Source organism: Bifidobacterium sp. UBA4282 (assembly GCF_002394995.1).
GTDB lineage: Bacteria > Actinomycetota > Actinomycetes > Actinomycetales > Bifidobacteriaceae > Bifidobacterium > Bifidobacterium pullorum_B.
This window is the reverse complement of record NZ_DGVO01000036.1, coordinates 1-22,921: the sequence shown is the minus strand read 5'-3', so window position 1 is coordinate 22,921 and position 22,921 is coordinate 1. Positions and strand designations below refer to the sequence as shown.

22 protein-coding genes, 2 pseudogenes and 1 riboswitch are annotated in these 22,921 nt (G+C 60.8%); of the genes and pseudogenes, 14 read left to right on the top strand and 10 right to left on the bottom strand.

Features of this window, described 5'->3' with window-relative positions; translation table 11 throughout:
* Window positions 1–339 precede the first annotated feature (339 nt).
* From B4C31_RS05250 to B4C31_RS05215, 9 genes and pseudogenes are all read left to right on the top strand, one after another.
* Complete coding sequence (locus B4C31_RS05250) at window positions 340–1,362, top strand: Ltp family lipoprotein (protein WP_291531617.1); 1,023 nt, start codon at window positions 340–342, stop codon at window positions 1,360–1,362.
* Between the two features lie 180 nt (window positions 1,363–1,542).
* Window positions 1,543–1,675 (top strand): annotated as a pseudogene (locus B4C31_RS05245) (IS256 family transposase); the annotation flags it as partial.
* Window positions 1,676–1,991: 316 nt separating this feature from the next.
* Window positions 1,992–2,132 carry a hypothetical protein gene (locus tag B4C31_RS05240; RefSeq protein ID WP_291531616.1) on the top strand — a complete coding sequence of 47 codons (141 nt, stop codon included), beginning with the start codon at window positions 1,992–1,994 and terminating at the stop codon, window positions 2,130–2,132.
* Window positions 2,133–2,421: 289 nt separating this feature from the next.
* Window positions 2,422–2,703 carry an IS3 family transposase gene (locus tag B4C31_RS05235; RefSeq protein WP_291531615.1) on the top strand — a complete coding sequence of 94 codons (282 nt, stop codon included), beginning with the start codon at window positions 2,422–2,424 and terminating at the stop codon, window positions 2,701–2,703.
* Window positions 2,704–2,863: 160 nt separating this feature from the next.
* Entirely contained in the window at window positions 2,864–3,130 is a 267-nt protein-coding gene (locus tag B4C31_RS08800) for an IS3 family transposase (protein ID WP_349679128.1), read from the top strand.
* A 25-nt stretch (window positions 3,131–3,155) separates the two neighbouring features.
* Window positions 3,156–3,758: pseudogene (locus tag B4C31_RS05230) on the top strand (DUF3427 domain-containing protein); the annotation flags it as partial.
* A gap of 79 nt (window positions 3,759–3,837) precedes the next feature.
* Window positions 3,838–5,418, top strand: coding sequence for a hypothetical protein (locus B4C31_RS05225; RefSeq protein ID WP_291531614.1), 1,581 nt, complete (start codon window positions 3,838–3,840; stop codon window positions 5,416–5,418).
* A 13-nt stretch (window positions 5,419–5,431) separates the two neighbouring features.
* Window positions 5,432–6,289: a TerB family tellurite resistance protein gene (locus tag B4C31_RS05220; RefSeq protein WP_291531613.1), complete on the top strand. Its 858-nt coding sequence runs from the start codon at window positions 5,432–5,434 to the stop codon at window positions 6,287–6,289.
* A gap of 63 nt (window positions 6,290–6,352) precedes the next feature.
* The gene (locus B4C31_RS05215; RefSeq protein ID WP_291531612.1) at window positions 6,353–7,342 is read left to right on the top strand and encodes a hypothetical protein; all 990 of its coding nucleotides are present in this window, start codon (window positions 6,353–6,355) and stop codon (window positions 7,340–7,342) included.
* A gap of 168 nt (window positions 7,343–7,510) precedes the next feature.
* Here B4C31_RS05215 and B4C31_RS05210 read toward each other — a convergent pair whose 3' ends face one another.
* From B4C31_RS05210 to B4C31_RS05200, 3 genes are all read right to left on the bottom strand, one after another.
* Window positions 7,511–7,879 (bottom strand): DUF86 domain-containing protein, encoded by a 369-nt coding sequence (locus tag B4C31_RS05210; RefSeq protein ID WP_291531611.1) that lies wholly within the window; start codon window positions 7,877–7,879, stop codon window positions 7,511–7,513.
* The gene (locus tag B4C31_RS05205) at window positions 7,876–8,373 is read right to left on the bottom strand and encodes a helix-turn-helix domain-containing protein (RefSeq protein WP_291531610.1); all 498 of its coding nucleotides are present in this window, start codon (window positions 8,371–8,373) and stop codon (window positions 7,876–7,878) included. Before B4C31_RS05205 ends, B4C31_RS05210 begins: the two co-directional genes overlap by 4 nt.
* 120 nt (window positions 8,374–8,493) lie before the next feature.
* Complete coding sequence (locus tag B4C31_RS05200) at window positions 8,494–9,051, bottom strand: GNAT family N-acetyltransferase (protein WP_291531609.1); 558 nt, start codon at window positions 9,049–9,051, stop codon at window positions 8,494–8,496.
* Between the two features lie 145 nt (window positions 9,052–9,196).
* On the opposite strand from B4C31_RS05200, the gene B4C31_RS05195 reads away from it, so the two are divergent.
* Complete coding sequence (locus B4C31_RS05195) at window positions 9,197–10,327, top strand: glycerate kinase (RefSeq protein WP_291531619.1); 1,131 nt, start codon at window positions 9,197–9,199, stop codon at window positions 10,325–10,327.
* Here the strand turns inward: B4C31_RS05195 and B4C31_RS05190 are convergent.
* Both B4C31_RS05190 and B4C31_RS05185 read right to left on the bottom strand, forming a co-directional pair.
* Complete coding sequence (locus B4C31_RS05190) at window positions 10,324–11,238, bottom strand: carbon-nitrogen hydrolase family protein (protein ID WP_291531608.1); 915 nt, start codon at window positions 11,236–11,238, stop codon at window positions 10,324–10,326. The genes B4C31_RS05195 and B4C31_RS05190 overlap by 4 nt on opposite strands.
* 26 nt (window positions 11,239–11,264) lie before the next feature.
* The gene (locus tag B4C31_RS05185) at window positions 11,265–11,768 is read right to left on the bottom strand and encodes a macro domain-containing protein (protein WP_204464671.1); all 504 of its coding nucleotides are present in this window, start codon (window positions 11,766–11,768) and stop codon (window positions 11,265–11,267) included.
* Between the two features lie 124 nt (window positions 11,769–11,892).
* On the opposite strand from B4C31_RS05185, the gene B4C31_RS05180 reads away from it, so the two are divergent.
* Both B4C31_RS05180 and B4C31_RS05175 read left to right on the top strand, forming a co-directional pair.
* Entirely contained in the window at window positions 11,893–13,383 is a 1,491-nt protein-coding gene (locus B4C31_RS05180; protein ID WP_291531607.1) for an exonuclease SbcCD subunit D, read from the top strand.
* Window positions 13,384–13,386: 3 nt separating this feature from the next.
* Window positions 13,387–16,857 (top strand): AAA family ATPase, encoded by a 3,471-nt coding sequence (locus tag B4C31_RS05175; RefSeq protein ID WP_291531606.1) that lies wholly within the window; start codon window positions 13,387–13,389, stop codon window positions 16,855–16,857.
* A gap of 102 nt (window positions 16,858–16,959) precedes the next feature.
* On the opposite strand, the gene B4C31_RS05170 is transcribed toward B4C31_RS05175, so the two are convergent.
* Together B4C31_RS05170 and B4C31_RS05165 are read right to left on the bottom strand one after the other, a co-directional pair.
* The gene (locus B4C31_RS05170; RefSeq protein ID WP_291531618.1) at window positions 16,960–17,832 is read right to left on the bottom strand and encodes a hypothetical protein; all 873 of its coding nucleotides are present in this window, start codon (window positions 17,830–17,832) and stop codon (window positions 16,960–16,962) included.
* 148 nt (window positions 17,833–17,980) lie between these two features.
* Window positions 17,981–19,552 carry an exonuclease domain-containing protein gene (locus B4C31_RS05165; protein ID WP_291531605.1) on the bottom strand — a complete coding sequence of 524 codons (1,572 nt, stop codon included), beginning with the start codon at window positions 19,550–19,552 and terminating at the stop codon, window positions 17,981–17,983.
* Between the two features lie 201 nt (window positions 19,553–19,753).
* Between B4C31_RS05165 and B4C31_RS05160 the strand changes: the two genes are divergently transcribed.
* Window positions 19,754–20,497 (top strand): DUF4391 domain-containing protein, encoded by a 744-nt coding sequence (locus B4C31_RS05160; RefSeq protein ID WP_033505887.1) that lies wholly within the window; start codon window positions 19,754–19,756, stop codon window positions 20,495–20,497.
* A 94-nt stretch (window positions 20,498–20,591) separates the two neighbouring features.
* On the opposite strand, the gene yhbY is transcribed toward B4C31_RS05160, so the two are convergent.
* Complete coding sequence (gene yhbY / locus B4C31_RS05155) at window positions 20,592–20,897, bottom strand: ribosome assembly RNA-binding protein YhbY (protein ID WP_291531604.1); 306 nt, start codon at window positions 20,895–20,897, stop codon at window positions 20,592–20,594.
* 183 nt (window positions 20,898–21,080) lie between these two features.
* Window positions 21,081–21,182: riboswitch (TPP riboswitch) on the top strand.
* Here yhbY and tenA point away from each other — a divergent pair.
* Window positions 21,173–21,916 carry a thiaminase II gene (tenA, locus tag B4C31_RS05150; protein ID WP_291531603.1) on the top strand — a complete coding sequence of 248 codons (744 nt, stop codon included), beginning with the start codon at window positions 21,173–21,175 and terminating at the stop codon, window positions 21,914–21,916. It overlaps the preceding riboswitch by 10 nt.
* Before the next feature lie 113 nt (window positions 21,917–22,029).
* Here tenA and B4C31_RS05145 read toward each other — a convergent pair whose 3' ends face one another.
* Both B4C31_RS05145 and B4C31_RS05140 read right to left on the bottom strand, forming a co-directional pair.
* Window positions 22,030–22,593 (bottom strand): hypothetical protein, encoded by a 564-nt coding sequence (locus B4C31_RS05145; RefSeq protein WP_291531602.1) that lies wholly within the window; start codon window positions 22,591–22,593, stop codon window positions 22,030–22,032.
* Between the two features lie 44 nt (window positions 22,594–22,637).
* Window positions 22,638–22,921 (bottom strand): YccF domain-containing protein (locus tag B4C31_RS05140; RefSeq protein ID WP_291531601.1); only part of this gene is annotated, 284 nt, incomplete at its 5' end.

The window sequence follows — 22,921 nt, the reverse complement described above, 5'->3', positions numbered from 1 at the left end:
AGTGCGCAACAAACCGGGCGTTATCAGGATTCCAGCCGCCAAACACAAATCGCTAGCGGAGAGGGGTGACGCAACCATGCACAATCAGATTCCACAGGGTCGGTGAGAACATGCCCGAAACCAAACTTGACCGTTTGGCCTGCAAGAATGTTTTAGAGCTGTTGGACGGGATGCTCAACGCGGAGGCCGGTGAGATCACCGGGGCAGTTAGGTGCGAGAGGACCTAGGAAGGAAGGAATGCCGCGCCGGCCGCTCTTCTGTGAACGGCGGGAATGGTTGTTTGTTATAGGATTGCTATTGAGAATCCGCGGTTGGCGTGGGTTTTGAGAAGAGGTTTTCATGACAGATCATAACAATGCTGTTCCACAGTCAGGCAATGGCGAACAACCGACATCGGTTCTGCCGCAGTATTCACAACCGTCGCCCCCTAGCGTCGGTGAGCAGCCCACCTCAGTCTTCCCGCAGCCGGAGCAGTCAGGCAACGGCATGTCGCCGATGTCCGTCAACTGGCAGCAGAATCAATCTGGCCAGCAGCAACCCGGCAGCCAGCAGGCGTTCAACGTCCTTCCCACGGCTCCAGGTCAACCCGACCAAGGCAATACCGGGAATGGCGACAGAACCGCCAAGAACAAGAAGCCACTATGGAAAAAATGGTGGTTCTGGGTAATCGTAGTGATCGTCCTCGCGGCCATAGGGGGCGCTTTAGGAGAAGGGAACGCCGGCAGTCGGAATGCGGGCCCGTCAACCACGTCCTTCGGCAAGACTGGAGCGACCACCGGCCAGCAGGAGCCCGAGAAAGAGCCCGAACGGGAACCGGAGAAAGATCCGGTATTGCAGAGTATCACAGCCACGTACACTGGGTCGACGGACGCTGGGACGAGCGTCGACATCGACTCGTTCAGCGTCACAGGAGCCTATGATGACGGCAGTACGGACAGCATCGAAGGATGCGCGGTGACCAATCCCGGCGAGCTTGTCGGCGAGCAGGCCACCACGTTCACCATCGACTGCGGAGGCGTGACCGTGAACGTGGAGGTGACTGGAGTCACCCCGGTTCCCGTCGAATACCAGAACGCGCTCGTCAAAGCCAACCAGTACTCCGACATGATGCACATGAGCAAGCAGGGCATCTACGATCAGCTCGTCAGCGAATATGGCGAACAGTTCACCCCGGATGCCGCGCAATGGGCGATTGACCACATGACGGCCGATTGGAACGCGAACGCCTTGCAGAAGGCAAAGGACTATCAGGACATGATGGCGATGAGCCCCGCGGCGATCTATGATCAGCTCATCAGTGAATACGGGGAGAAATTCACTCCCGAAGAGGCGCAATATGCCATCGACCATCTGAACGATTGACCATAACGTCAACCAAACAAACGCCACGGCGCTCTAGCGAGTGCCGTGGCGCTCGCTGTTCCGGTAGGCGATATCGGGCATCTGTTTCGTGCAGTATCGAGGTGTTCGGCGGTATCGGCCCCTGACGGATCATGCGTACCCGTACCTGTTCATGGACGGTGTATGGCACAAACGCACCAGAGGGTCGTCGGCAGCTTCCCGGACGGCAGGAGCGCGCTCATGCTCATATGCGCGCGTCCAGTACGTCACCGCCAACGAATGGTCAAGCCGACGCTACCTGGACATGTTCCGACTCAATGACAGGCTCATGGAAACACTGATCACCGCGCCATGGACGGGCGGAACCACATTTGCGCAACTTTTCGGGCACAAGGGGCTGCGGACGTTTTCTTGGAGACTGAGCGGAAGGATTGTTGCCGTGTCCGGTCGTGAGGAGCGTGAGCGGGCGGTGGAGTTGTATTTCTCCACGTCGATGTCCACGAAGCAGGTGGTGGAGCATCTGGGGTATCCGACCAGACAGTGTCCGGGTACGGTGGCTGCGCGACGATCCCAGGTATGCGGTTGCCGTTCCCAAGCCGCCCATACCGTTGGGGACGCGGTGTCGCGCGGTGGAATTGTGCCTGTCTGGTATGCGGCAGAAGCAGGTGGCGACGGAGCTTGGCGTCAGCGCCGGTGCGGTGCATCATTGGATGAGACTGTACCGCGCCGGTGGAATGGCGGCGCCGGAGACCGGAACGGAGGGATGCCATGCCGCAGGCCGGAACCGATAGCGAGCCGTTGGGCGATGACCCGGATGTGCTGCGTCGGCGGATACGGGAGCTGGAGCCGGGGGAACGCGTTGATGCGGGAGGTGGTTCGGGGTCGCAGAAAAAGACCCGGGCGCCGACCTGCGGCGCCTGTCGAACCGGGAGAAGACGATGCCGGTCGACCGGCTGAGGCCGAGGTATTCGCTGAGGTCGCTGACATGCTTGCCGCGGTATCGCGCCCAGCAGCTACCACTACCACCACGCGAGAACGGGGGTCGATAAGTACGGGGCCCTGCGCCGCCGCGTCGCGGACGTGTTCCGCGAATCGAGGGGCCGGTACGGGTATCGGCGGGTCAAGGCCGCGCTCGGGACGGGTGTCTCGGAGAAGGTGATTCGCGGGATCATGCGCGAGGACGGGTTGGTCGCCCGTGTCCCTGGACGTCGGCGCTACAGCTCGTACGAGGGCGAGGCCGCGTCCCGCGCCGGACAACCTCGTCAACCGGGATTTCACCGCCGAACGACCCAACGAGAAGTGGCTCACGGACACCACGCGGGATCAAGGCCAGCGACGGAAAGGTGTACCTTTCGCCGATGATCGACTGCTGCGACGGCATGGTCGTGGCGCACACGGCCGGGACGTCGCCGAACGCGGAACCGGCGCGACACGATGCCGGGTCCGGGCCGCCGCCACGCTGCGGCCCGGCGAGCGTCCCGCGGTCTCACGGCGACCGCGGTTGTCATTACCGGTGGCCGGGATGGCTGGACCGGATGGGCCGGCACGGCCTGGTCCGGTCCATGGGCGCGAAGGGGTGCAGCCCGGACAACGCCGCGGCCGAGGGGTTCTTCGGCCGTATGAAGGACCGGGTCCGTGCATCTCCGGGCATTGGGAGGAACGCACGTGCGAGGAGGTCATCGACCTCGCCGGCGAGTGCATCCACTGGTACAACCATTCGAGGATCAAACAGTCGCTGGGCTGGAAAAGCCCGGTAGAATACAGAACAAGCCAGGGGCTGGCCGTATAGGAAACAACTCCAAGAAAACGTCCGCAGCCCCAACCGTACATTCCGCATCTTCTTCGCCGATACGATCCGATGCGGGCTGATGGTGTGCCGTGAGATGTTCGAACGCGCTCGTTCGGGACGTCGGGGATTCGACCGTGGATTCCTGTATGAACAGAAGTACAAGCTGGCGGATGTCATGCGGCTACTGGGCTGGTCCGACGAGATGAACGGGCAGAACGTCGGCGGATACTTCTGCCATAAGGCATCCGGCACCATGCCCATCTTCGTCAAATACGCGAACAGTCAGTATGACGACCGGTTCCTCGGGTTGCAGGAGATGCGGTATTTTAGCAAGAACAACCGCACCGAGGATTCGCCGGAGTTCCAGTGGGTGAAATACGGCTATGGCACGGAAGCTTGGCAGGAGGACCACTTCATTCCGTTGTTCGTGATGCGCAAGGAGGAATCCGACGAGGCGAAGTACTACTACGTCGGACACGTCGCCGCAGTCAACGACTTGCATACCATTACGCGGAAGACCGAAGGAGATGGGGGCGCAACGGTGAACCTCGCCGTCGCCAACCTGCGTCTGGCCAGGCCCCTGGACCCCGAACTGTTCCGTCATTTGACGGGTATGGCGACGTCGTAGCTAGGAGTACATTCTTGCAAAGAGACATGGGCTATTCTTTGAATTAGGGCACAACGGAAGTTCAGATGAAGGGCTGAATATGTCGGAAGATGAGACTCAATCGCCGGTGAAGAAACGGAACTTGGATGGCGAAATGGCCAATGCTGCATTGCACGGGGAAACCGATAAAATTGTTCGGCTTTTTGGCAGTGCCGCCCGCGAACATTATGCTGCATACGCGGGTCGGAACCATGAGGTATCGAATACTCACGGTGCATTGAGAACCATCGTTGAGCAGAAGGAAGCCGCTGGACGGTATCGGAGTATTCAGCTTAAACAGCAAGCCGGCTTTGCGGCCGAAATCAAATCTGTGGCACGGCGAAACGCCGGCGCTATTATCAATGGGGACAACGAACGATACATACGCGAAGATGATCGAACGGGCGTGGCCAATGATCGGCTTGTGGATATCAACAAGGTTGATGCCAAAGGCGAGACGGTTTCTGGTGGTGCCGAGCAGATGAAATTCGTGGGTTCATCTCACAAGGATTTGCTACGAAAATTGCAAAGCGAAGAGTATCAGCGTTATTTTGAAGGAGACGTTGTTGTAGACATCGCCGATGACGATTACGCTGCACTCATAGGGGGTAACGGCACTCCAGGTCTTATCGATCAACGGTTGGATGAACTGAACGATCTGTTGGAGAATGCCTCGCCGAATAAGAAGGCCGAGATTCAGGGCAAAATCGACAAGCTGCGGACCATCAAAAGCAAGCTTCGCAAAAGCGGTCTGACCCGCCGTGAGGCTATGGAGGCCGTCCAGCATCCCAAGTGGGCCACTGTCAAGGATGTGATCGGTGTCGCTCACAAGGCCGGCGTCCAGCAGGCATTGAACGTGGCCGCTGTGACTGGTGCCATGTCCCTGGTGCGAGAATTCGTCGCTTATGTTAAGGGCGAAGAGGACTTGCAGGAAGCGGCAGGCAAAGTCGGGAAAACAGTCGGCATCGCTGCTGCGATGGGATATGTGACGGCGTTTGCCGGTTCCGCGGTCAAAGGTGCCATGCAGAATTCGGCGAGTGAGTATGTGCGGTATGTCTCTCAAACCAACGTCGTCTCCGGCATGGCTTCGGCGGGTGTCGAAGTAGGGAAAAGCGTTGTGCGTCTATGCCAAGGTAAGATCACGCCGGCCCAGTGCGTGGAGGAACTGGGGGAGAAAGGCGTCGGTCAGATTGGCAGCCTGATGGGTGCCGCAGCGGCAGCGGCGGCCGCCTCCGGTGCGGGTATGGGGACGATGGCGACGATGGCGCTTTCCGTCGCCGGCAGCACGGTGGGATATTCGGCCGCTCTCGCCGTGTATCGAGAATTGTCCATGGCGCTTGAGGAATATGAGCTCGCCCGTGAGGATCGCATCCGCATGGAAAAGGAATGCGCGGAAGCGATTGAGGCAATTCGTCGGTATCGCGTGGAAATGGACACGCTCGCCAAGCAGTATTTCGAGCGCTGCTATACATCATTCGAAGCCGGATTCGCGGCGATGGACCAAGCGATTATCAATCAGGATCCTGACGGCTATATCGCAGGCAATGCCGAGATCTGCGAAGTGTTGGGACGCAAACCGCAATTCCGCAGTATGAGCGAATTCAATGATCTGATGGCATCCGATGAGAGCCTGAAACTATAGGAGGAGAGCGACGATGTTTGTTTCGACGAAAGACGCGCTGTCATCGTATTACTATCTGATTGCCGTCGACGAGCATGTCACCGACGAGGAACGCGACATGTTCGACGCGATCGGTAATGACATCGATCCTCAGATGTTCGGGAATTACCGGGAAGAACTGGTGGACGGGTGCCGGAACACGGTCAATCAGGCGTCGTTGTCCACGGATCGATTCGAAATGCTCGTGGAAGCGGTCGACGATGCGTTGCACGCCGTTGATACGGACGCTCAGGATGCGGTGAGTTCTCGACTGCTGGTGTGGAATATGCTTTCCATCTCGTTTGCGGACGGCGGCGCTTCGGAAGACGAGTTGAAGATGATTCGTCACGTCGCCCGGCATTGCGGGGTCGACAGGGACGTATTCCAAGAGATGGAACAGTTGATGCGTAGCGCTTCCGCGGTGCTTAATGAGAAAAGATACTTGGAATCCTCCAACGGCACATATGCGGAGATCAAGCCCATCATCGACGAAATGAATAAGCGGTGTGCGGCGATCCAACGCGCGGCTGAACAGCTTATCGGTGACGAACTGGCACCGAAGCCGGGCAAGGCTAAAATGCCGGAGAAGGATATTATCGACCATGCGAAGGAAAAGATCGAGGAGGGAATCGCGCCCGCGGCCAATTGGGTTCAGGAACAGGCCGCGAACGTTGCGGATGCCGCGGGCAGCGCGGCGAAGCCGGTGCTTGAACAGGCCGGTTCCGCTCTGAATTCGGCGGGCCATGCCATCGAGGGAGCGCTTAATCCCATTGGCGATGAGGTACAGAAACAGGCCAAGAACGCGCTGGGCGCCGCCAAGAACGTCTTCGGCGGGTTATTCGGCAAGAAGTGACGCACAGGTCTCGGAGAGAACGTACAGCATACAAAAAGAACCGTCAGGGGAGAGGAAACTATCATGCCAGTGTTCGTACCGCTGTTCATCGGAGCCGCAGTCGTATCCGCCATGTCGGGCACGGGGATGTTCGTTAAGGGGGTGAGCGACCATGGCAAGGCGAAAAAGCTCAACGACGATTCAAAAACTCGTTCCGAACTGGCGGCGTCAAGACTGGAGGAGCTTCGTAAACAATGCAACAATGCCATGGAGGAGCTCGGTAGAGAAAAACTCGTCATCCTTGAAGGGAATATCGGCCGTTTTCTCGGTGCGTTCACGCGATTGAAGAACGTCGAATTCTCCGAGACCGAAGGTTTGTTCGAGGCCAAGCGGTTTCATGCGGAACAGGCTGATTTCGACGAATTGAAGAAGATGAACGGATTCGCTTCATCGATGTTGCAGGGAGGCGTGACCGGCGTCGCGGGCGGTGCATTGACCGCATTCGGCGCATATAGCGCCGCTTCCACGCTCGCGACCGCATCAACAGGCACGGCCATCAGCACTCTCAGCGGCGTCGCCGCCTCGAACGCCACTCTGGCGTTCTTCGGAGGTGGATCGCTTGCCGCCGGCGGCATGGGAATCGCGGGCGGCATGGCGGTACTCGGTGGGTTGGTGACGGGGCCTGCGCTGCTTGTCATGGGCATGATCGTAGGAGCCAAAGCGGGTAAGAATCTGGAGAACGCCAAAGCATATGCCGCACAGACCGACCAATATTGCGAGGAGATGGAGGCCGGTGCCGAACAATGTATCGCCATTCGCCGACGTACGTATATGCTATATGCTTTGCTTACCAGGCTCGATGCATATTTCCTGCCGCTGATCCGCCGGATGGAGGACATCATCGCGACCGAAGGCGAGGACTATTCCGTGTATTCGGACGAAAGCAAAGGCGTCATCGGTACGGTCGTGTCCACTGCGATTTCCATCAAGACTGTGGTGGACACCCCGATGCTTGCCGAAGATGGGTCGTTGACCGAGGAATCGAAGGATTTACTTGAAAGAATGAAGGAATGAAAATAAGGCGTTTGATTGGAAGCATGCTCCTTGCGCCGTGGGTAGAAGATGACTGTTTAATAGTGTGGCTGGCTGAACTGTGCGCGGATTGCTGTTTTTCCATCTGCGGATGTTCCTTACCGTTTGCGCTCAGCCTTAGAGGCGAGTAGTGGCGTAGAGACTCGTGGATTATTCGATAGCGTTAACAATCGGTTGCAGCAATTCGATGAGATGTGGGACATCGACGGTGACGGTGCGATAGAGCTCGTCGGCGTCGATGGCGTCATATTCATGGACGATGATGTTGCGTAATCCGCGCAGTTGAGGCCAAGGCAGGTTGGGTATTTCAGAGATGAACGCATCGGAGAGTCGATTTGCTGCCTCTTGGGCTTGGATAAGCTCCATGGCCACCGAATTCAGCAGTGGCCTATTGGCTTCCAGATCGGCTGCGGATGATGCCTCAGCCGCATCCTGAACTGCAAAGCTGAGATGCTCCACCAGGCGCAGCAACGTGGTTTCGTCACGGAATCGTTGATCGGTGTGGGGTTGGGCGTTCATGCTACACGCACCAGATCGGGGCGGATGTGTTCCAGGAATCGCTTGCTGGCTCGGCTGTGAGCGGCCTTGTGTTCCAGTGCGTCGAAGGAGAGCAGCGACACGGTCCTGCCAAGTGCCGATTCCAGTTCGTCCTTAAGGTGCGCGGTTTCGAATAGGCCGTATTCAGTGCCGGCGCTCCTGCGATACAGCAGGTCGATGTCGGAATCTGGGCGGGAACGGCCTTGTACAACCGATCCGTATGCATACAGTTCGGTGATGCCATTGCGCCGGGCAATGGCTTTGACCAGTAGCCGGATGGTCTCGATGTCCAGCGTGCTGGAACTGGGATAGGTATCCAGAGCTTCTTGATACCGCTGTAGGAAATCTTGTGTTGGGTTTCCGCCATGTTCTGCGCGTGACACGGCCGATTGCGTGGTGCCCATCGCATGCGCGACCGCCGCCTGACTCAATCCGCGGCGAATGCGCTCCTGCTTCAAATCGTCAATCATCGCCATGTATCGAATATAGCATAACTGCTATGTCGAAATTGGCGCACAATTCGGATGCGCATCCTTGGTCTAAGCAATGGTACTGGCATGCTATATCGCGCGGAATGCTGCACAACGTGTGTGAATCTATCGCAGATCCATCTCCATCAGATGCGAGGCATGAATCAGCCCGCGACCCACGTGGATCTCATACACGCCATGGTCGGTGAATCCGCAGGAACGGTACAGCGCGATGGCCGGCGCATTGTTATCGAATGTGTCGAGCCTCAGTGACTTCATACCGCGTTCCATCGCCATCGCGGCGGCCTTGTCGATGATTGCACGTCCCACGCCGCGGCCGCGCGCAGCGGGTGAAACCCCCAGCAGATGCAGCACGTTGACCTCCGCATCATCGCACTGCACATCCCAATCGATGATTTCGTAATCCACGCCTTGAACTCCGTTGAGAATGCAGGCGCCCAGCACTGGATTGGCTGTTTCCGTGGCACCGTCTCCAACGTCAGCCACGTTGTGTTTGTCGCTTTCTTCGTCAACCGCCACCAGCAGGTTTCCATCGGATGCGGCGTCCATCAGCATCTCGTGCGAGGGGTGCGAGCCCATCTGCCACCACACATCCAACGGCGTGTCTTGCATCGCATCCACGATAGCGGCGTACATCGCCTCGATCTGCGGCAGTTCATCCACCAGCGCGGTGCGAACGATCATCATCAACTCCCATCCATGGTCCGATTCGTGCTCTTCGATGGTATCAGCGGATAACTGCCTTCATTCCCGAAACCGTCAAACCGCAATGCCGCAGCTGTCGCACCGCAGGGGGAGCATGGAATCCATGAAGATCGTCATCGCGCCTGACTCGTTCAAGGGCAGTCTGACCGCGCGGCAGGCTGCGGACGCCATCGAACGTGGCGTGCGGCGCGTGACTCCCGACGCCGACATCATCTCCATCCCCATGGCGGACGGCGGCGAAGGCACGGTCCGCGCCTTGGTCGACGCCACCGGCGGTCGCCTGATCTCGGTCCGTGTCACCGGGCCATTGGGCGAACCGGTCGCCGCCACATATGGCATCCTCGGCGATGGCACGACGGCCGTCATCGAGATGGCCGAAGCCGCGGGGCTGCATCTCGTCGGCACCACGCCCGACCCGTTGCACGCCACCACGCGCGGCGTCGGCGAACTGATCCTCGACGCGCTCGGCCGCGGCGCGGAACGCATCATCGTCGGACTCGGCGGCAGCGCCACCAATGATGGCGGCGCCGGCATGGCCCAGGCTCTCGGCGTCCGATTATTCGACGCCGATGGTCGTAACCTGCCGGGCGGGGGAGCGGCGCTCGCCGACCTCGCCCGCATCGACTGCACCGGTCTCGACCCGCGCGTCACGCGCGCGCCGATCGTATTGGCCAGCGACGTCACCAACCCTCTGACCGGCCCCGACGGCGCAACGGCGGTCTTCGGGCCGCAGAAAGGCGCGACGCCCGCCATGATCGAACAACTCGACCGGGCCTTGGGCCACTATGCGGAGGTCATCCGTCGCGATACCGGTCGCAGCGTGGACGCAATCCCCGGAGCAGGCGCGGCAGGCGGACTCGGCACCGGGTTCCTCGCGTTCACGGACGCCACCATGCGTTCCGGCATCGACCTTGTCATCGAAACCGTCGGCCTTAAGGAGCGATCGGTCGGTGCCGACTACTGCTTCACCGGCGAAGGGTGCGTCGACGGGCAGACTCAATACGGCAAGACGCCGATGGGGGTGGCACGAGCGGTGCATGAAGTGGCTCCGGCATGCCACGTCATCGCACTCGCCGGCAGCATCGGGGAGGACGCCGAACAACTGAACGCTTTGGGGTTCGCTGCCATATTCGGCATCCAACCTGGAGCCGTGTCCCTGCAGGAGGCGCTTGCCGGCGCCTCGCGGAATCTTGAGCGAACCGCCGAACAGGTGATGCGCCTGCTAGTCTCCTAACCGCGTTCCGGCATGGGGACGACACGTCGGTCCGGCCTGACGAACGGCGGGTCGACCGCCCCGCTGCATAGCATCCCATAGAGTTCCGGATGCCGATAGGCGTTGCCCTGCACCTCGTATTCCCGGTATTTCCGCAGCTGATCCAGATCGAGCTTGGCGACGAACACGCCTTCGGTGCCGTCTGCCTGCAGCAGGCACATATCCCGGGACCCGTCCTCGCCGGGGCCGTCGGGCAGATAGGCCACGCCGTCGAACACGGTGGAGATGCCATTGCATCCCGGCACGGAATCCGGATAGTTGCAGGTCGCGATCGCGGTCATGTTCTCGTAGGCGCGCGCACGCAACTGCGCAAGTCGGTTGATCTCCATCGGGCAGGCGTTCGGTACCAGAATGAGTTCCGCGCCGTTGAGCATGAGGATTCGGGCGCTTTCCGGGAACTCGCGGTCGAAACGGATCATCGCGCCGACGCGCACGGGGCCGACGGCGGTGTCGAGCACGCATACCGGGAATTCATGCCCCGGCGTCAGGTGGCGCTCCGCGTCGAAGTCGCAGGTGTGCACCTTGGCGTAAACGAGCTGGCGCTCGCCGAACCGGTCGAAGAGCACCAAGGTGTTGCGCGGGCCGCCCTCGTGCCGTTCCAGAAGCGTCACGCCGATCGCCATGTTCAGCTCGCGGGCCAGCTCGCCGAACGCGCTGACGAAGTCGCCGTCCACGTCAACCGCCTCGGCCGTCCAGTCCTCGACGGGCCGGTCGTGCAATGCGTACCCGTTGCTCCACATCTCCGGGAACAGTGCGATGTCCGCGCCGAGTTCCGCGGCATGTCGGCAGGCCCGGATGCCTTTGGCTAGGTTGCCGTCCAGCGTGCCGGTCGGGTTGATCTGCAGCAGTGCGATGGTCAATACTCGCGGCATAGCGTGACTCCTTTGGGGCTATGGCCTTATTGGCACCGCTGGGCGATGCGATAGGTGGCCTCGTCGAACAACGCCAGGATGACGGTCATATCGGCGTGCTCGGGGTCCATAAGGAACGTGCGCATCTCCTCGATGGCGATGCGGATTGCGTCCTCGACGGGATATCCGTAGATGCCGCCGGAGATCAACGGGAAGGCGATGCTGTCGCAGCCGTGTTCGGCGGCCAATGTCAGGCTGTTGCGATAGCAGGCGCGCAGCTTGCCTTCCTCGCCGCGTGTGCCGCCGCGCCACACGGGGCCGGGCGTGTGGATGATGTGGCGCGCGGGCAGGCCGAACCCGTCGGTGATGACGGCTTCGCCGGTGGCGATGGGCGCGAGCCGATCGCAGGCCTCCTGCAAGCGACGGGCTCCGGCGGCGCGGAAGATGGCACCGCATACGCCGCCTCCCATCTGCAGTTGTGGATTCGCCGCGTTCACGATGACGTCCACCGCCATGGTGGTGATGTCGCCGCGCACGATTTCCAAGGCCATGGTCCACGCTCCTTTGCTCATGATGCGGCCATATCCGACACGGCCCATTGTAGTAAACGGTAGATATCTACCGTCCCTGAAAGGGCGTGGAAGAATGGGGGCAGCGACGGAAAGGAAGGTTGCCATGCGAGTGCTCCACACATCGGACTGGCACATCGGGCGGCGGTTCAAAGGCCTGGACCTGGGCGAGTATCAGGCCCGTGCATTGGATTGGCTCATCGGGCTGATCGAGCGTGAACGGGTGGATGTGCTCTGCGTGTCCGGTGACATCTACGATCTGCCGCGTCCGTCTGCTTCATCAGTGCAGCTGTTCGCACCGGTGTTCGAACGATTGGCGGGACTCAAGGTGAATGGGCATCCGCTTGAGGTGATCATGACGCCGGGCAATCACGATTCCGCCGACCGATTGGGATTCGGCGCAGGGGCGATGGTGCCGAACGTGCATATGCGCTGTCGGCTGGAAGACATCGCGGCGCCGGTGATGGTGGAACGTGATGGTGATGCGTTGGCGGTGTACACGGTACCGTATCTTGATCCGGATGCGTCGCGTCCGATATTGGCGGGGATGGTGAGTGCTGAGTTTGGGGCGGGGAAGGCCGATGGATGTGATGATGATTCCGATGCGTGTCCTGAGGGATTGCCGGGATTGCTGTGGCGGGATGGTGCTGTGGTGGTGCCGCGTTCACATGAAGGCGTGATGACCGCCGCCATGACGCTGATCACCCGCGACCTTGCCGAGCGCAGAACCCGGTATCCTGATCTGCATGCCATACTGATGGCGCATGCGTTCGTTTCGGGAGCTACGCCATCCGATTCGGAACGCGTTATCACGGTTGGCGGAGTGGACAGTGTGCCGGCCGGAGTATTCACCGGTTGCGGTTTCGATTATCTGGCTTTGGGGCATCTGCACCGGCCGCAGAATGTGACCATTCCCCAACCGGATGGCAAGCACATGAATGTGTTCCATTTTGGCCGGACGCCGCAGGCACGGTACAGCGGCTCGTTGCTGTCCTATTCGTTTTCGGAAGCGCCTCGGTCGCCACAGGTCGGTAACGGCAAGCAAGTGACCATAGTGGATTTTGGGGGAGAGGAAGGCAAGCATGAAGCCGGGCAGGGAACGCCGACGATTGAGACCAGGGCCGTGCAATCGGAGCAACCGGCCATGGTCTCAATCGCCGGCACGCTCGACGAGGTGCTTTCACAGGCCGACCTGCATCAGAAGGATTGGGTGTCCGTCACGGTGCAGTATGACGAATACCCGCAGCATCTCTATGAACGCATTGACGGCAAATATCCGTTCGCACTGGAGAAACGCGCTGTCTGCACGCGGGTGCGGAACACGGAACGCGCCATGGCCGATCTCACTGCCGTACGGGACGAAATGGATGTACTCAACGGTTTCGTGGAATACACCATCGGCCGTACGCCCGACGAACGGGAGACTGCAATATTGCGTCAGGTCGTGGAACAGGTTCGAGCCGAACGCGCGGAACATACCGGAGCTGCACAACAGTATGGCGCAGACAGCGATGATGGTTGTGATCGTGGTGAGGTGGATCGCAATACAACGGGTGATCTGGCGTTGTTCGATGACGACGTGGCGGGAAAGGAGTGAGCGATGCGACTGATCGGTATGAAGCTGAAAGGCGTCGGCCCGTACAAGGATGAATTCTCCATTGATTTCGCGGCCTTGTCCCGTTCGCACATGTTCCTGATCGAGGGGGAGACCGGCGCCGGCAAAACCACCATCCTTGATGGCATCACCTTCGCGCTCTATGGGTCGCCTTCGGTGTTGAACGCCGATAAGACGCGGATGCGTTCCAGATTCCTCGGCGAGAGCAGGGAAGTTACCGTGGTGGATCTGATCGTTGAACTCAACGGCGTGTTCTATCGCATCAGACGAGAACCTGAATACCAGTATGCGACCAAGAGCGGTAAAACGAGCACGCACCGTGCCACGGCCAAACTCTGGAAGATCGAAGACGACTTGCGACCGTTGACGGCAACGCCGGAACCCGATGGCGGCGCCACACGATACTTTGCATTCGCGGAGGGGGAAGGCCACGCCACGTCACTGGCGATCAAATCCAACGATGTGGCTGCGGAGATCAATCAGCTGATCGGGCTGAATCGTGATCAATTTTCGAAAACCATCATGCTGGCGCAGGGGCAATTCTCCGAATTCCTGCGTATGAAACCCGAGGACCGTACCAGACTGGTCAAGGAACTGTTCTCCGCCCAGGAATACGAACGCATCCAGGAGACGCTGAAAACCGCGGCGGATCAACAGCGACATGCTATGGAGGATGCCCAACGAACGCTATCCGAAACTGCTCGTCTGGCACAGCGTAACGCCGGTCGTATTCTGCAAGGTATCCGCGAATTCGGCGATAGCGCGGACGCGGTAGCGGAGGCATCGGATCAACAAGGAGATGCCGGTGGAACGACAGGTATGGATTCGAGCTTTTGGGGTCTGGACGAATCCGGCAACATCGCATACCCGAGGTACGGCGTTGAAGAGATTGTTGAACGACTGAACCAGACCATGACCCAGACCGCCATGCAGTCGGCTCGATTGCAGGATGACCTTGCATCGCAGACAGCCAAGCTGGAAATCAAGTTGCGCCATACGGAGGATCAATATCGGCAGAGTGCTGATCTGGTGCAACAGGCACAGGAAGAACGTACGCTGGTGCAGCAACATGTCGATTTGGAACGTCAAGGTGAGCAAATCGCAACGGAACGGAACCAAATCGAATCGGCTCGCAAGGCGGAGCCAGTGCTGGCCAAGCAACAGGATCTCGAGAAGCGCCGTTGCGAGTTGAAGGACACTGTCGACAATCTGGATGATGTACTGGAACGGCTCCACGAGTATCCCACAGCCGAGGTGTTGGAAGAACGGCATAAGCGTGCGTTGGCTGCGGCCGGAGGTAAGGACGCAGCCCGAGAGAGACTTGCGGTCGTTGCAACGCATCAGGCTTCGCTGGACAAAGTCGCCCAATCCGCCAAGCGCATGGAAGAAGCGCGTTCCCGGTACTTCGGACAACGGGATGACGTGCTTGCCCCTGCGCAGGAAGCCATGAAGGAACTGCCGGACGAGGCAACGGTCGCTGAACGTATCGCCGCGTATACCGAACAGCTTGCTCAGGAACCGTTGCTTCAGGAGCAGCGTAAACAGGCAGTGCAACGGCTCACTCATGCCCGGAAAGTAATAGAACTCGAGCAGCGTGTCGCTGAACAGAACGCTCAAGTCGATGAATTGGACATCGTCTGTACCCAAGCGGAACAGGCAGTCGAACAGGCGCGGCAGGAATTCACCATGTTGGATGCGGCGAAATACGCCGGCATGCTGAAAGAAGGGCAGCCGTGCCCGGTATGCGGCAGCACCACGCACCCCAGTCCCTATCAAGCTCCCGATGATGCGGTCACCGAGCAGAAAGTACATGCCTTGGAGCGCCATGCCAAGCAATGTGCGGAGAAGCTGCATCGGGCACAATCTGAACTTGGTCGGACCAAGACCAAGCTGGAAGCCGAGCGCGAAGCCGCCGAGGGGAACGGCGTCGAGAAAGCTCAGCAGGCCATTGAACAGGCTGATGCCGAGCTGACCAAACTGGAACAGGTCGCCGAACAACTGAGTGAAGTAAAGCGGCAGCGTGACGAGATACGCAAGGCGCAGGATGTCTTGCAGGAAGCTAAAACGCAACTTGCCAAACTTGAAAGCGCCTATCAGGCAGCCAAACAGACGATGGAATCCGCGCAATCCGAGGCTGCTGGCCATACTGAGGAATCCGTGGCGGCGGAACGTCGGGAAGCGCGGCGCCAGCTTGAAGAATCGGAGAAACAAGCCGAGGAAGCGGAACGTTTGAATCTGCGCATCAAGGAGCGTCAGAAGCTTGCCAAGCAGCAAACCCAGCTGCAAGCCCAATCCGCAACGCTTAACGCGCAGATTGCATCATTGAGCGGCGAAGTGGCCACCTTGCTCCAGCAGCAAGGTTTCAACGATATCGAAGATGCGAAAAGCAGTGCGTTGGACACTGCGGCCATCACACATAAACAACAGCGTATCGATGAATATGAGCGGCGGATTACCGCTAATCAGACCAGATTGCAGGACGCCCGACGCACCTTGGCGCAATCGATCATGGCGTATGTCCAGACATGCAAGGGCTTTACGCCCGAAACAAGCGGCGGTCTAGCGGAATCCGCATCTGGAGGAGAACAACCGCAGTTCGTCGTCCCCGCAACGGTTCCGGATGCCGGGGTTCCGGATGCTGCGATCCCGGATGCCGGGGCTCCCGATACCAGCGGCGAGCAACCGGTTGCCTATGCCGATGACCTTGAACCCACGGCATGGGGCTCAGCCATTGAATCCATTGATGTAGCGATGCTGAAAGCCGCTTATACCCACGCACAATCCGAGCGTGATGCCATGGTGAGTCGGCGGAGCGCGGCAGCGGATTGGGAACAGGAGCGTCTACGCTGCGCTGAGGAACTCAACGCTGCCGCACGGGACTGGCAGCGGGAGCTGGATACCTACGATCCTCTGTACCGCATGGCGCAACTGGCCAACGGCGGTGGCGATTCACCGGCGGACCGCCGCCTGACGCTGATCACCTACGCGGTCACCGAACGATTCCGCGATGTACTCATGCGCGCCAATGAGATCCTCAAGGACATCCAGGGCGGTGTCTACGAGCTGCGGCTGGGGGATCATGAAGGTCGCGGCGGCACCAAAACCGGTCTGCCCATCGACATCTTCGACCGTCGCAATGAACAGTTGCGCCCGCCCAGCAGTCTGTCCGGAGGCGAGACCTTCTTCGTCTCGCTCGCCCTGGCATTGGCGCTCGCCGACATCATCCAGGCGGAGAACGGCGGACTGTCCATGGAAACCCTGTTCATCGACGAGGGTTTCGGCACCCTGTCGGACGACTATCTGGACGACGTCATGGGGATCCTGCGCGATATCGCCAAAACCCGCGATGTCGGCATCATCTCCCACGTCGGTCAGCTCAAGGATCAGATCCACGAGCGCATCAGCGTCACCCGCGTCCACCCCGACGCCGAATCCCGTCTCGCCGTCATCGTATGAGCGTATGTCGGAAACACCAATGGTGTGGTACGGAACTCTTTTGACGGTTACAGCCGACTTCGGTACCACGGCTATGCGGTACGACATCGACAAAACGCTTGTTCAGCCCTTCCGTACCGCATCGATGGATTGTATGTCCGGCTCCGTGGAAGGTTCGACTGGTTGATCCGAACCATCCAGCTCGACCGGAGGATTGTTCCAGTCCTCGATGGTGCGTCCGTGCCGGCGCCTGGGGATGAACCGGCCGAGCACCGTGTTCTTTCCGCGCGAACGCACGTAGAAGAACCCGATGACCGAGAACACCGTGGCGCCGATGAAGTTGACGATCAGGTCCTCCATCGTGTCGATCAGACCGATGTCGAGGTATCCTCCGACACCCAGGTCGACGCCGTTGACCATCGTATCGGTGATGCCGTCGATCGTGACCGTGGTGTTCGTATTCGTCGGGTCGAGCGTTACCGAATGGATCGCATACACGATCGTGTCCTTCTGCATGTCCAGCGCGAAGAACTGATCCATCGCGAATTCGAAGAACTCCCAGAGCACGCCGATCGTCATCGAGAAACAGAACGCGGTGATCGACAGGAACAATGGTGACAGGTCGAACTTCACCCGGTCGCTGCGGTTGAGCAGATCCACCAGGGAGAAGCCGATCGCCGCGGCCAGGAACCCGTTCAGCGTGTGCAACGTGGTGTCCCAGAACGGGAACAGCACATAGAACGAGCTGATCTCCCCCAGGATCTCCGCGCTGAAGATGAACAGCAGCACGATGATCTCCAGCGTGGACGGCAACTCCACCTTGAACGTGACCTGCACGAACGCCGGAACCAGGAACATCACCAAGGTCAGCAGGCATAGGAACACGTTCTCGTAGTTGCCGTTGATGAACTGCAGCACCATCGTGATGATGACCAGCACGCGCAGCGTGACGTAGACCAGCGCCGTGCTGCGGTGCGCGCGGATTTCGGCGGACATCTCTCCGAGCAATGCGCGCAGGCCGCCGCGCCGGGACGTGGGGTGCGGGGAGGTTGGGGTGTTACGTGTGGTCATGCCAGTCCTTCGATGGTGGGCCGGTTCGACATACGGCCATGGGTTGTGGTCGGGAAGCGTGCGGCGTTTTCGGCTACTCCTCGATCAGACCGTTGCGGATGGCTCGGTCGAGCCACGCCTCATCGACGATCGGGATGCCGTATTCGCGGGCCTTGCGCGCCTTCGTCGATTCGGAATCGACATCCGCCGCGATGACGAGACTCACCTGCATCGTCACGGTCGGCCACACCACCAGTCCCAGACCCTCCAGCGTGTAGATCCACTCGTCGCGGGAGCGTTCCATGGCCCCGGTCAACACCACACGGTCGCCGCGATGCAGCCGGAACCGGACGCCTCCGTTGCCGCCATGTCCGCGGCCGGACATCGGCGCCGGCGTCGTGGAGCGGACCACGGGCCTGCCCAAGACGACGTCGTGCTGCGCGTCGCCGCTGAAGGCGTCCGCCGATGAACGGTGGCGGCCGTGATGTGTGCTGTTCCGATCCTTGCGATCCTTGCGATGCTTGTTGGGGATGCGGGATTGATCGGGTGCATCCGCGGATGTGCCGGAGTCCGGGGATGCACCGGAATCCGGTTGAACGGAAGAAACATCGTCGGCGTCATGATGCGGCGCAGCAGGGGAGTGCCGGCGCGCGTGTCGCCCGGTGGCGGCGTCGGAGAACGGTGGAACGGCTATCGCACGGTCGATCATGTCCGGCTCGATCGACAGCAGCGCGCCCACCTGCCGCAGCTCACGCTCCTCGTCATCGGTCAGACGCCCGTCGATCCACGCTTCGTCGGCCGCGTCGGCGAAATACTGTTCATGGATGCGCAGGCATTGCTCGCGTGTCAGTCCCAACTCGCGTGCCGTGTCCACCAACGCGTTCTTCTCATGCTCGCTCAGCCGCGCGTCGATCAGGCATTTGTCGAGCAGCGCCACATAGTCGGCTGCGGCGTCCAGCATCGCCGCATCATGGTGCCGATACCGCGCCGCACCGGGGTTGCCCGACTGCAAACGGTTCAGGAACGGTGAGACCGGTCGGTGCGCGGCATGGCTCTGGCGCGGCACCCACGGATGCGGCCGCTCCTCGATACGCGGCCATTCCAGTTCGGCGGCCAGCCGCAACGCCGGCCTCCATCCCTCCCAATCGGGAATGCCGTGCAGGAACCCGCTGAGCAGCAGCGCGGTCGCATGCGCGTCGCCGAGGGCGCTGTGGGCGTCGGTGTTGCGGATGCCGAGTTCACGGCAGCAGTCGTCCAGGCTGCGCAGTCCCAGAAACCGGTTGCTCAGCCGCAGCGTGCAGATCGACGTCGTCCGGTCCACTGGCGTGGTGTAGCCGATCCGGTTGTATTCGGCGTTGAGGAATCGGGAATCGAACACCGCGTTGTGCGCCACGAACGCGTAACCGTCGAGCCAATCTCGCAGTTCCGCGGCGATGCCCGCAAAATCAGGCGCATCCATCAGATCGGCCGCGTGGATGTGGTGCAGGTTCTGCGCACCCAGATCGCGCTGCACGCGGATCAGCGTCTCCGCCTCGTCCTCCAGCGTGCCGTCCGGCGCCACATGCACGATGCCGACCTCGATGGCGCGGTCGCCGCCCATCGGATTGATGCCGGTGGTTTCGAAGTCGACGACGGCGAACCCCTTCGGCGTGCGCTGAACGCCCATGCCACGCTCCTTGCCTGGTATCGGTTGTGCTGCGGAGGATTATGCATCCAGCATAGTCGGGAAACGGGCGGGGCGGCCTCCAAGGACACGGGACTTTTCCCGTGGGCGTATCCTCGGCGCGGATTTGGGACATGTCGGGCCCGGACGTCGAGGCTGCGCTACGATGTGCGGTAACGCTACCGCAAACAAGGAGGTAAGTCGATGGCGGGTGCCGCATCCTGTGGATCACTGAACGCGCCGGGACTGGGATTGCCGCTGAAGGCGACCGTCCCGGACGCCAAGGGCGCGCTGCCCAAACAGATGTTCATCGGCCGTGGGCCGGTGTCGGCCAAACTCAGGCAGCGGTTCACCACCGACCTTGAATCGATCGCGATGCTGGCGATTCTGCGGTCCTCGAACACGGGGCTGACCGAGAGCAGACGGTTCCCGGAGATTCTGGTGTTGGGGCTGCATGTGCCGGGCGGGGGAGCGGTGCCGGTCGAGGTGATCGACCACATCGCCGCACAGAGGCCCGGCGGCATCGTGTTCGTCTGCGTGCGCGACGGCGGCCCCCTGACCGATCCCGCCAGCGGGCAGACCGTCGAATCCGACGTGGAGCAGTGCGCGTTCGCCGTCCGCCGGAATGTGCCGGTCAAGCCCGGGCATACGCCGATCACCAAGGTTCATGCCGGAGTATGGAGGCCGGCGACGGACGCGCATCTGACGGTGCACGGCGCCACGATGGAGGAGTTGTGGGATTCGTTGTGTGCGCAGGTCATCGCCGACGACGTGGACGGCTCCGACATCGACAAGCGCATTGCGGCGCGTGAACGGGCGGTTTTCCTGGCGGCCGAGTATGCCAAGGCCGAAGCGGCGCACGGCAGGGCCAAAACCACGGAACAGCGCAACGCGGCCTACGGCAAGATGCTGGCCATCCGCAAGGAGCTGGCGCAGCTTAGGGTATGAACGCCGTATCCGTAACGTACGGCGTTTGCGGCGGTTCGGCCCATCCGCATTGTACGGGTGGCGTCGCCGCCAGCCGGAATCATATACGGGCGGTTCAACCGCGGACGAGCTTGATCTTCTCGATATCGTCGCGGTGCGAGGCGCGGTACAGCACGAACCGGTTGCCGATCACCTGCACAAGCTCGGCACCCAGACGCTCGGCCAGCTCCTCGCCGGCCTCCTTGGCAGTCAGACCGGAGCCGTCCAGCACATCGCACTTGATGAGCTCGCGCTTCTCGATCGTCTCGTCGGCTTGCTTGACGGCCGCATCGGACAGATCGTTCTTGCCGACCTGGATGATCGGATTGAGATGGTGGGCCAGCGCCTTGAGCTGCTTGAGCTGCTTCTTCGTCAATGCCATGTAAGACTCGCTTTCATCCTCTGCCTGATGCGACTGCACGTCGGTGAACCGACCATCTACGGTACGCGAAGGTGCGGAGAATCGCGGCGGCGGATTCATGGTTTGGGGAATGGTCTTGGATGGCTTCGAACGACTCGGACATACGACGGCCGCCGGTTGTACCTAGTGGCATGCCATAATACTGATGGTATGCAGGGGAACCCGTTTGGGTTGAGAAAGGCTTCGGACCTGACCCTTGGAACCTGTTGGTTAACACCATCGTAGGGAGGCATCATATGACCGACACCGCCGTATCATCATTCGACATCGCCACCATGACCCCGGAGCATGTGCCGCCGTTCGCGCAGCGGATGCGCGAGGCCGCCGACCTGGTCTGGGAGCAGGGCTACCGGCAGCCGTTCATCCGCGAACTCGGCGCCGGCACGCTGGCGCGCGAACGATTCGCCTTCTACCTGTTGCAGGACTACCGCTACCTGACCGAATACGCCAAGGTGCACGCGCTGGCGGCCACCAAAACCGACGACCCGGAGATCATGGCGTTCATGGCGCAGGTCCAGCAGAACATCTTCGCCGTGGAAAGCAGCGTGCACCGCGCCTACATGGCCGGCTATGGCGTCACCGAGGAGGAGATGCTCAACGTGCGGCAGTCGGCGTTCGCCCGCGCCTACACGTCGAACATCCTCACCATCGCGTATTCCAAGCCGCTGATCGACATCCTCGTGGCCGTGCTGCCGTGCGCCTGGGTGTATGCCGATTACGGGCAGCGTCTGGCCCGCGAGTTCGCCGACACCCTGGATGCCAACCCGTACAAGAGCTGGGTCGACATGTACAAGACCGACGAGTTCTGGCAGGGCTCGGTGTGGCTGATCGACCACATCGAGCGGCTCGCCGCCGACCTGCCGGAGGAGCGCAAGCAGGAGCTGGTGGACATCTTCGTCACCGGTGTGGAGAACGAGTACATGTTCTGGGCCAGCGCCTATGACATGCACTACTCGTGGAAGCCGGAATGGGACCGCTGACCGTGCGCGATGCCTCCCGGCACGATGCGGCCCGGTGAACCGTATCGGACGGTTCACCGGGCCGCATCCAAGAGCCGGGATGAGCGCGTCATGCCGGCTGCGGCGATGCCGGATCAGTCGTCGATGCCCATGCGGCGTTCGAGCGAATCCTTGGCCTGGTCGATCTGATCGTCGACGGCGTCCAGCCGGTCCTCCAACGACCACATGGTGTTGCGGTCGATGGTCTTGGCCCGGTGCGCGTCCTCGACTTGGTCGTCCAGTCGGTCGATCTCATCGTCCAACGCCTCCAACGGTCGCGTGGCGTCGAAGTACGCCTGCGGACGGTCGGCGGGGGCGGAGGGCACGGCCACGGCATCGGCCGTGGCCACCGCGTCGGCCGCACGGGACTCCAGGTCGGCGATCGCCGCGTCGAACCCGGCCTGATCGGTCGGCGCAGCCGGGGCCGAAGCGGAGGAACCGCCATCCGTGGCCGTTCCGGAGTCGGACGACGTGGTCCCGTCGTTGGCGGACGAGCCGGTGGAACCGGCCCGGAGGTCCTCGATCTCACGTTGCATGGTATCGAGACGTTGCAGGATCTCGTCGGTGGCGTCGTCGCGGCCGGCGCAGCCGCCCAGTGCAGCGGATAAGGCGGCGGTCAGGCACAACGCGGCACCGATGCTACGTAGTGTCTTGCTCATGTATACCAGTTTACCCGAGCACGGCCCGCGCCATGGCGTATGGATTACAGACTGCGGATCTCCGCACCGAACGGCCACAGGGCCAGCTTAGCCATCTTGAACGACTGCAGGCCGAACGGGATGCCGATGATGGTGATGCAGTTCACCAGACCCGCCGCCACATAGCCCAGCGCCATCCACCAGCCGACCAGGATCACCCACACGATATTGACAAGCGTCGAACCGATGCCGCCACCGTAGTCTACGGTCTTGCCGAACGGCGTCAGCGTCAGCGTGGCCATCTTGAAGCATTGCAGTCCCAGCGGGATGCCGATGATGGTGATGCACA

What these genes read in the sequence shown, in the direction of transcription:
- B4C31_RS05175 (WP_291531606.1), top strand. Translation starts at nt 13,387, where the DNA reads ATGCGACTGATCGGTATGAAGCTGAAAGGCGTCGGCCCGTACAAGGAT.
- B4C31_RS05210 (WP_291531611.1), bottom strand. Translation starts at nt 7,879, where the DNA reads ATGAACGCCCAACCCCACACCGATCAACGATTCCGTGACGAAACCACG.
- B4C31_RS05215 (WP_291531612.1), top strand. Translation starts at nt 6,353, where the DNA reads ATGCCAGTGTTCGTACCGCTGTTCATCGGAGCCGCAGTCGTATCCGCC.
- B4C31_RS05205 (WP_291531610.1), bottom strand. Translation starts at nt 8,373, where the DNA reads ATGGCGATGATTGACGATTTGAAGCAGGAGCGCATTCGCCGCGGATTG.
- B4C31_RS05220 (WP_291531613.1), top strand. Translation starts at nt 5,432, where the DNA reads ATGTTTGTTTCGACGAAAGACGCGCTGTCATCGTATTACTATCTGATT.
- B4C31_RS05240 (WP_291531616.1), top strand. Translation starts at nt 1,992, where the DNA reads ATGCGGCAGAAGCAGGTGGCGACGGAGCTTGGCGTCAGCGCCGGTGCG.
- yhbY (WP_291531604.1), bottom strand. Translation starts at nt 20,897, where the DNA reads ATGGCATTGACGAAGAAGCAGCTCAAGCAGCTCAAGGCGCTGGCCCAC.
- B4C31_RS05145 (WP_291531602.1), bottom strand. Translation starts at nt 22,593, where the DNA reads ATGAGCAAGACACTACGTAGCATCGGTGCCGCGTTGTGCCTGACCGCC.
- B4C31_RS05170 (WP_291531618.1), bottom strand. Translation starts at nt 17,832, where the DNA reads ATGTCCGCCGAAATCCGCGCGCACCGCAGCACGGCGCTGGTCTACGTC.
- tenA (WP_291531603.1), top strand. Translation starts at nt 21,173, where the DNA reads ATGACCGACACCGCCGTATCATCATTCGACATCGCCACCATGACCCCG.
- B4C31_RS08800 (WP_349679128.1), top strand. Translation starts at nt 2,864, where the DNA reads ATGGCTGGACCGGATGGGCCGGCACGGCCTGGTCCGGTCCATGGGCGC.
- B4C31_RS05160 (WP_033505887.1), top strand. Translation starts at nt 19,754, where the DNA reads ATGGCGGGTGCCGCATCCTGTGGATCACTGAACGCGCCGGGACTGGGA.
- B4C31_RS05225 (WP_291531614.1), top strand. Translation starts at nt 3,838, where the DNA reads ATGTCGGAAGATGAGACTCAATCGCCGGTGAAGAAACGGAACTTGGAT.
- B4C31_RS05185 (WP_204464671.1), bottom strand. Translation starts at nt 11,768, where the DNA reads ATGGCCTTGGAAATCGTGCGCGGCGACATCACCACCATGGCGGTGGAC.
- B4C31_RS05190 (WP_291531608.1), bottom strand. Translation starts at nt 11,238, where the DNA reads ATGCCGCGAGTATTGACCATCGCACTGCTGCAGATCAACCCGACCGGC.
- B4C31_RS05250 (WP_291531617.1), top strand. Translation starts at nt 340, where the DNA reads ATGACAGATCATAACAATGCTGTTCCACAGTCAGGCAATGGCGAACAA.
- B4C31_RS05180 (WP_291531607.1), top strand. Translation starts at nt 11,893, where the DNA reads ATGCGAGTGCTCCACACATCGGACTGGCACATCGGGCGGCGGTTCAAA.
- B4C31_RS05165 (WP_291531605.1), bottom strand. Translation starts at nt 19,552, where the DNA reads ATGGGCGTTCAGCGCACGCCGAAGGGGTTCGCCGTCGTCGACTTCGAA.
- B4C31_RS05195 (WP_291531619.1), top strand. Translation starts at nt 9,197, where the DNA reads ATGAAGATCGTCATCGCGCCTGACTCGTTCAAGGGCAGTCTGACCGCG.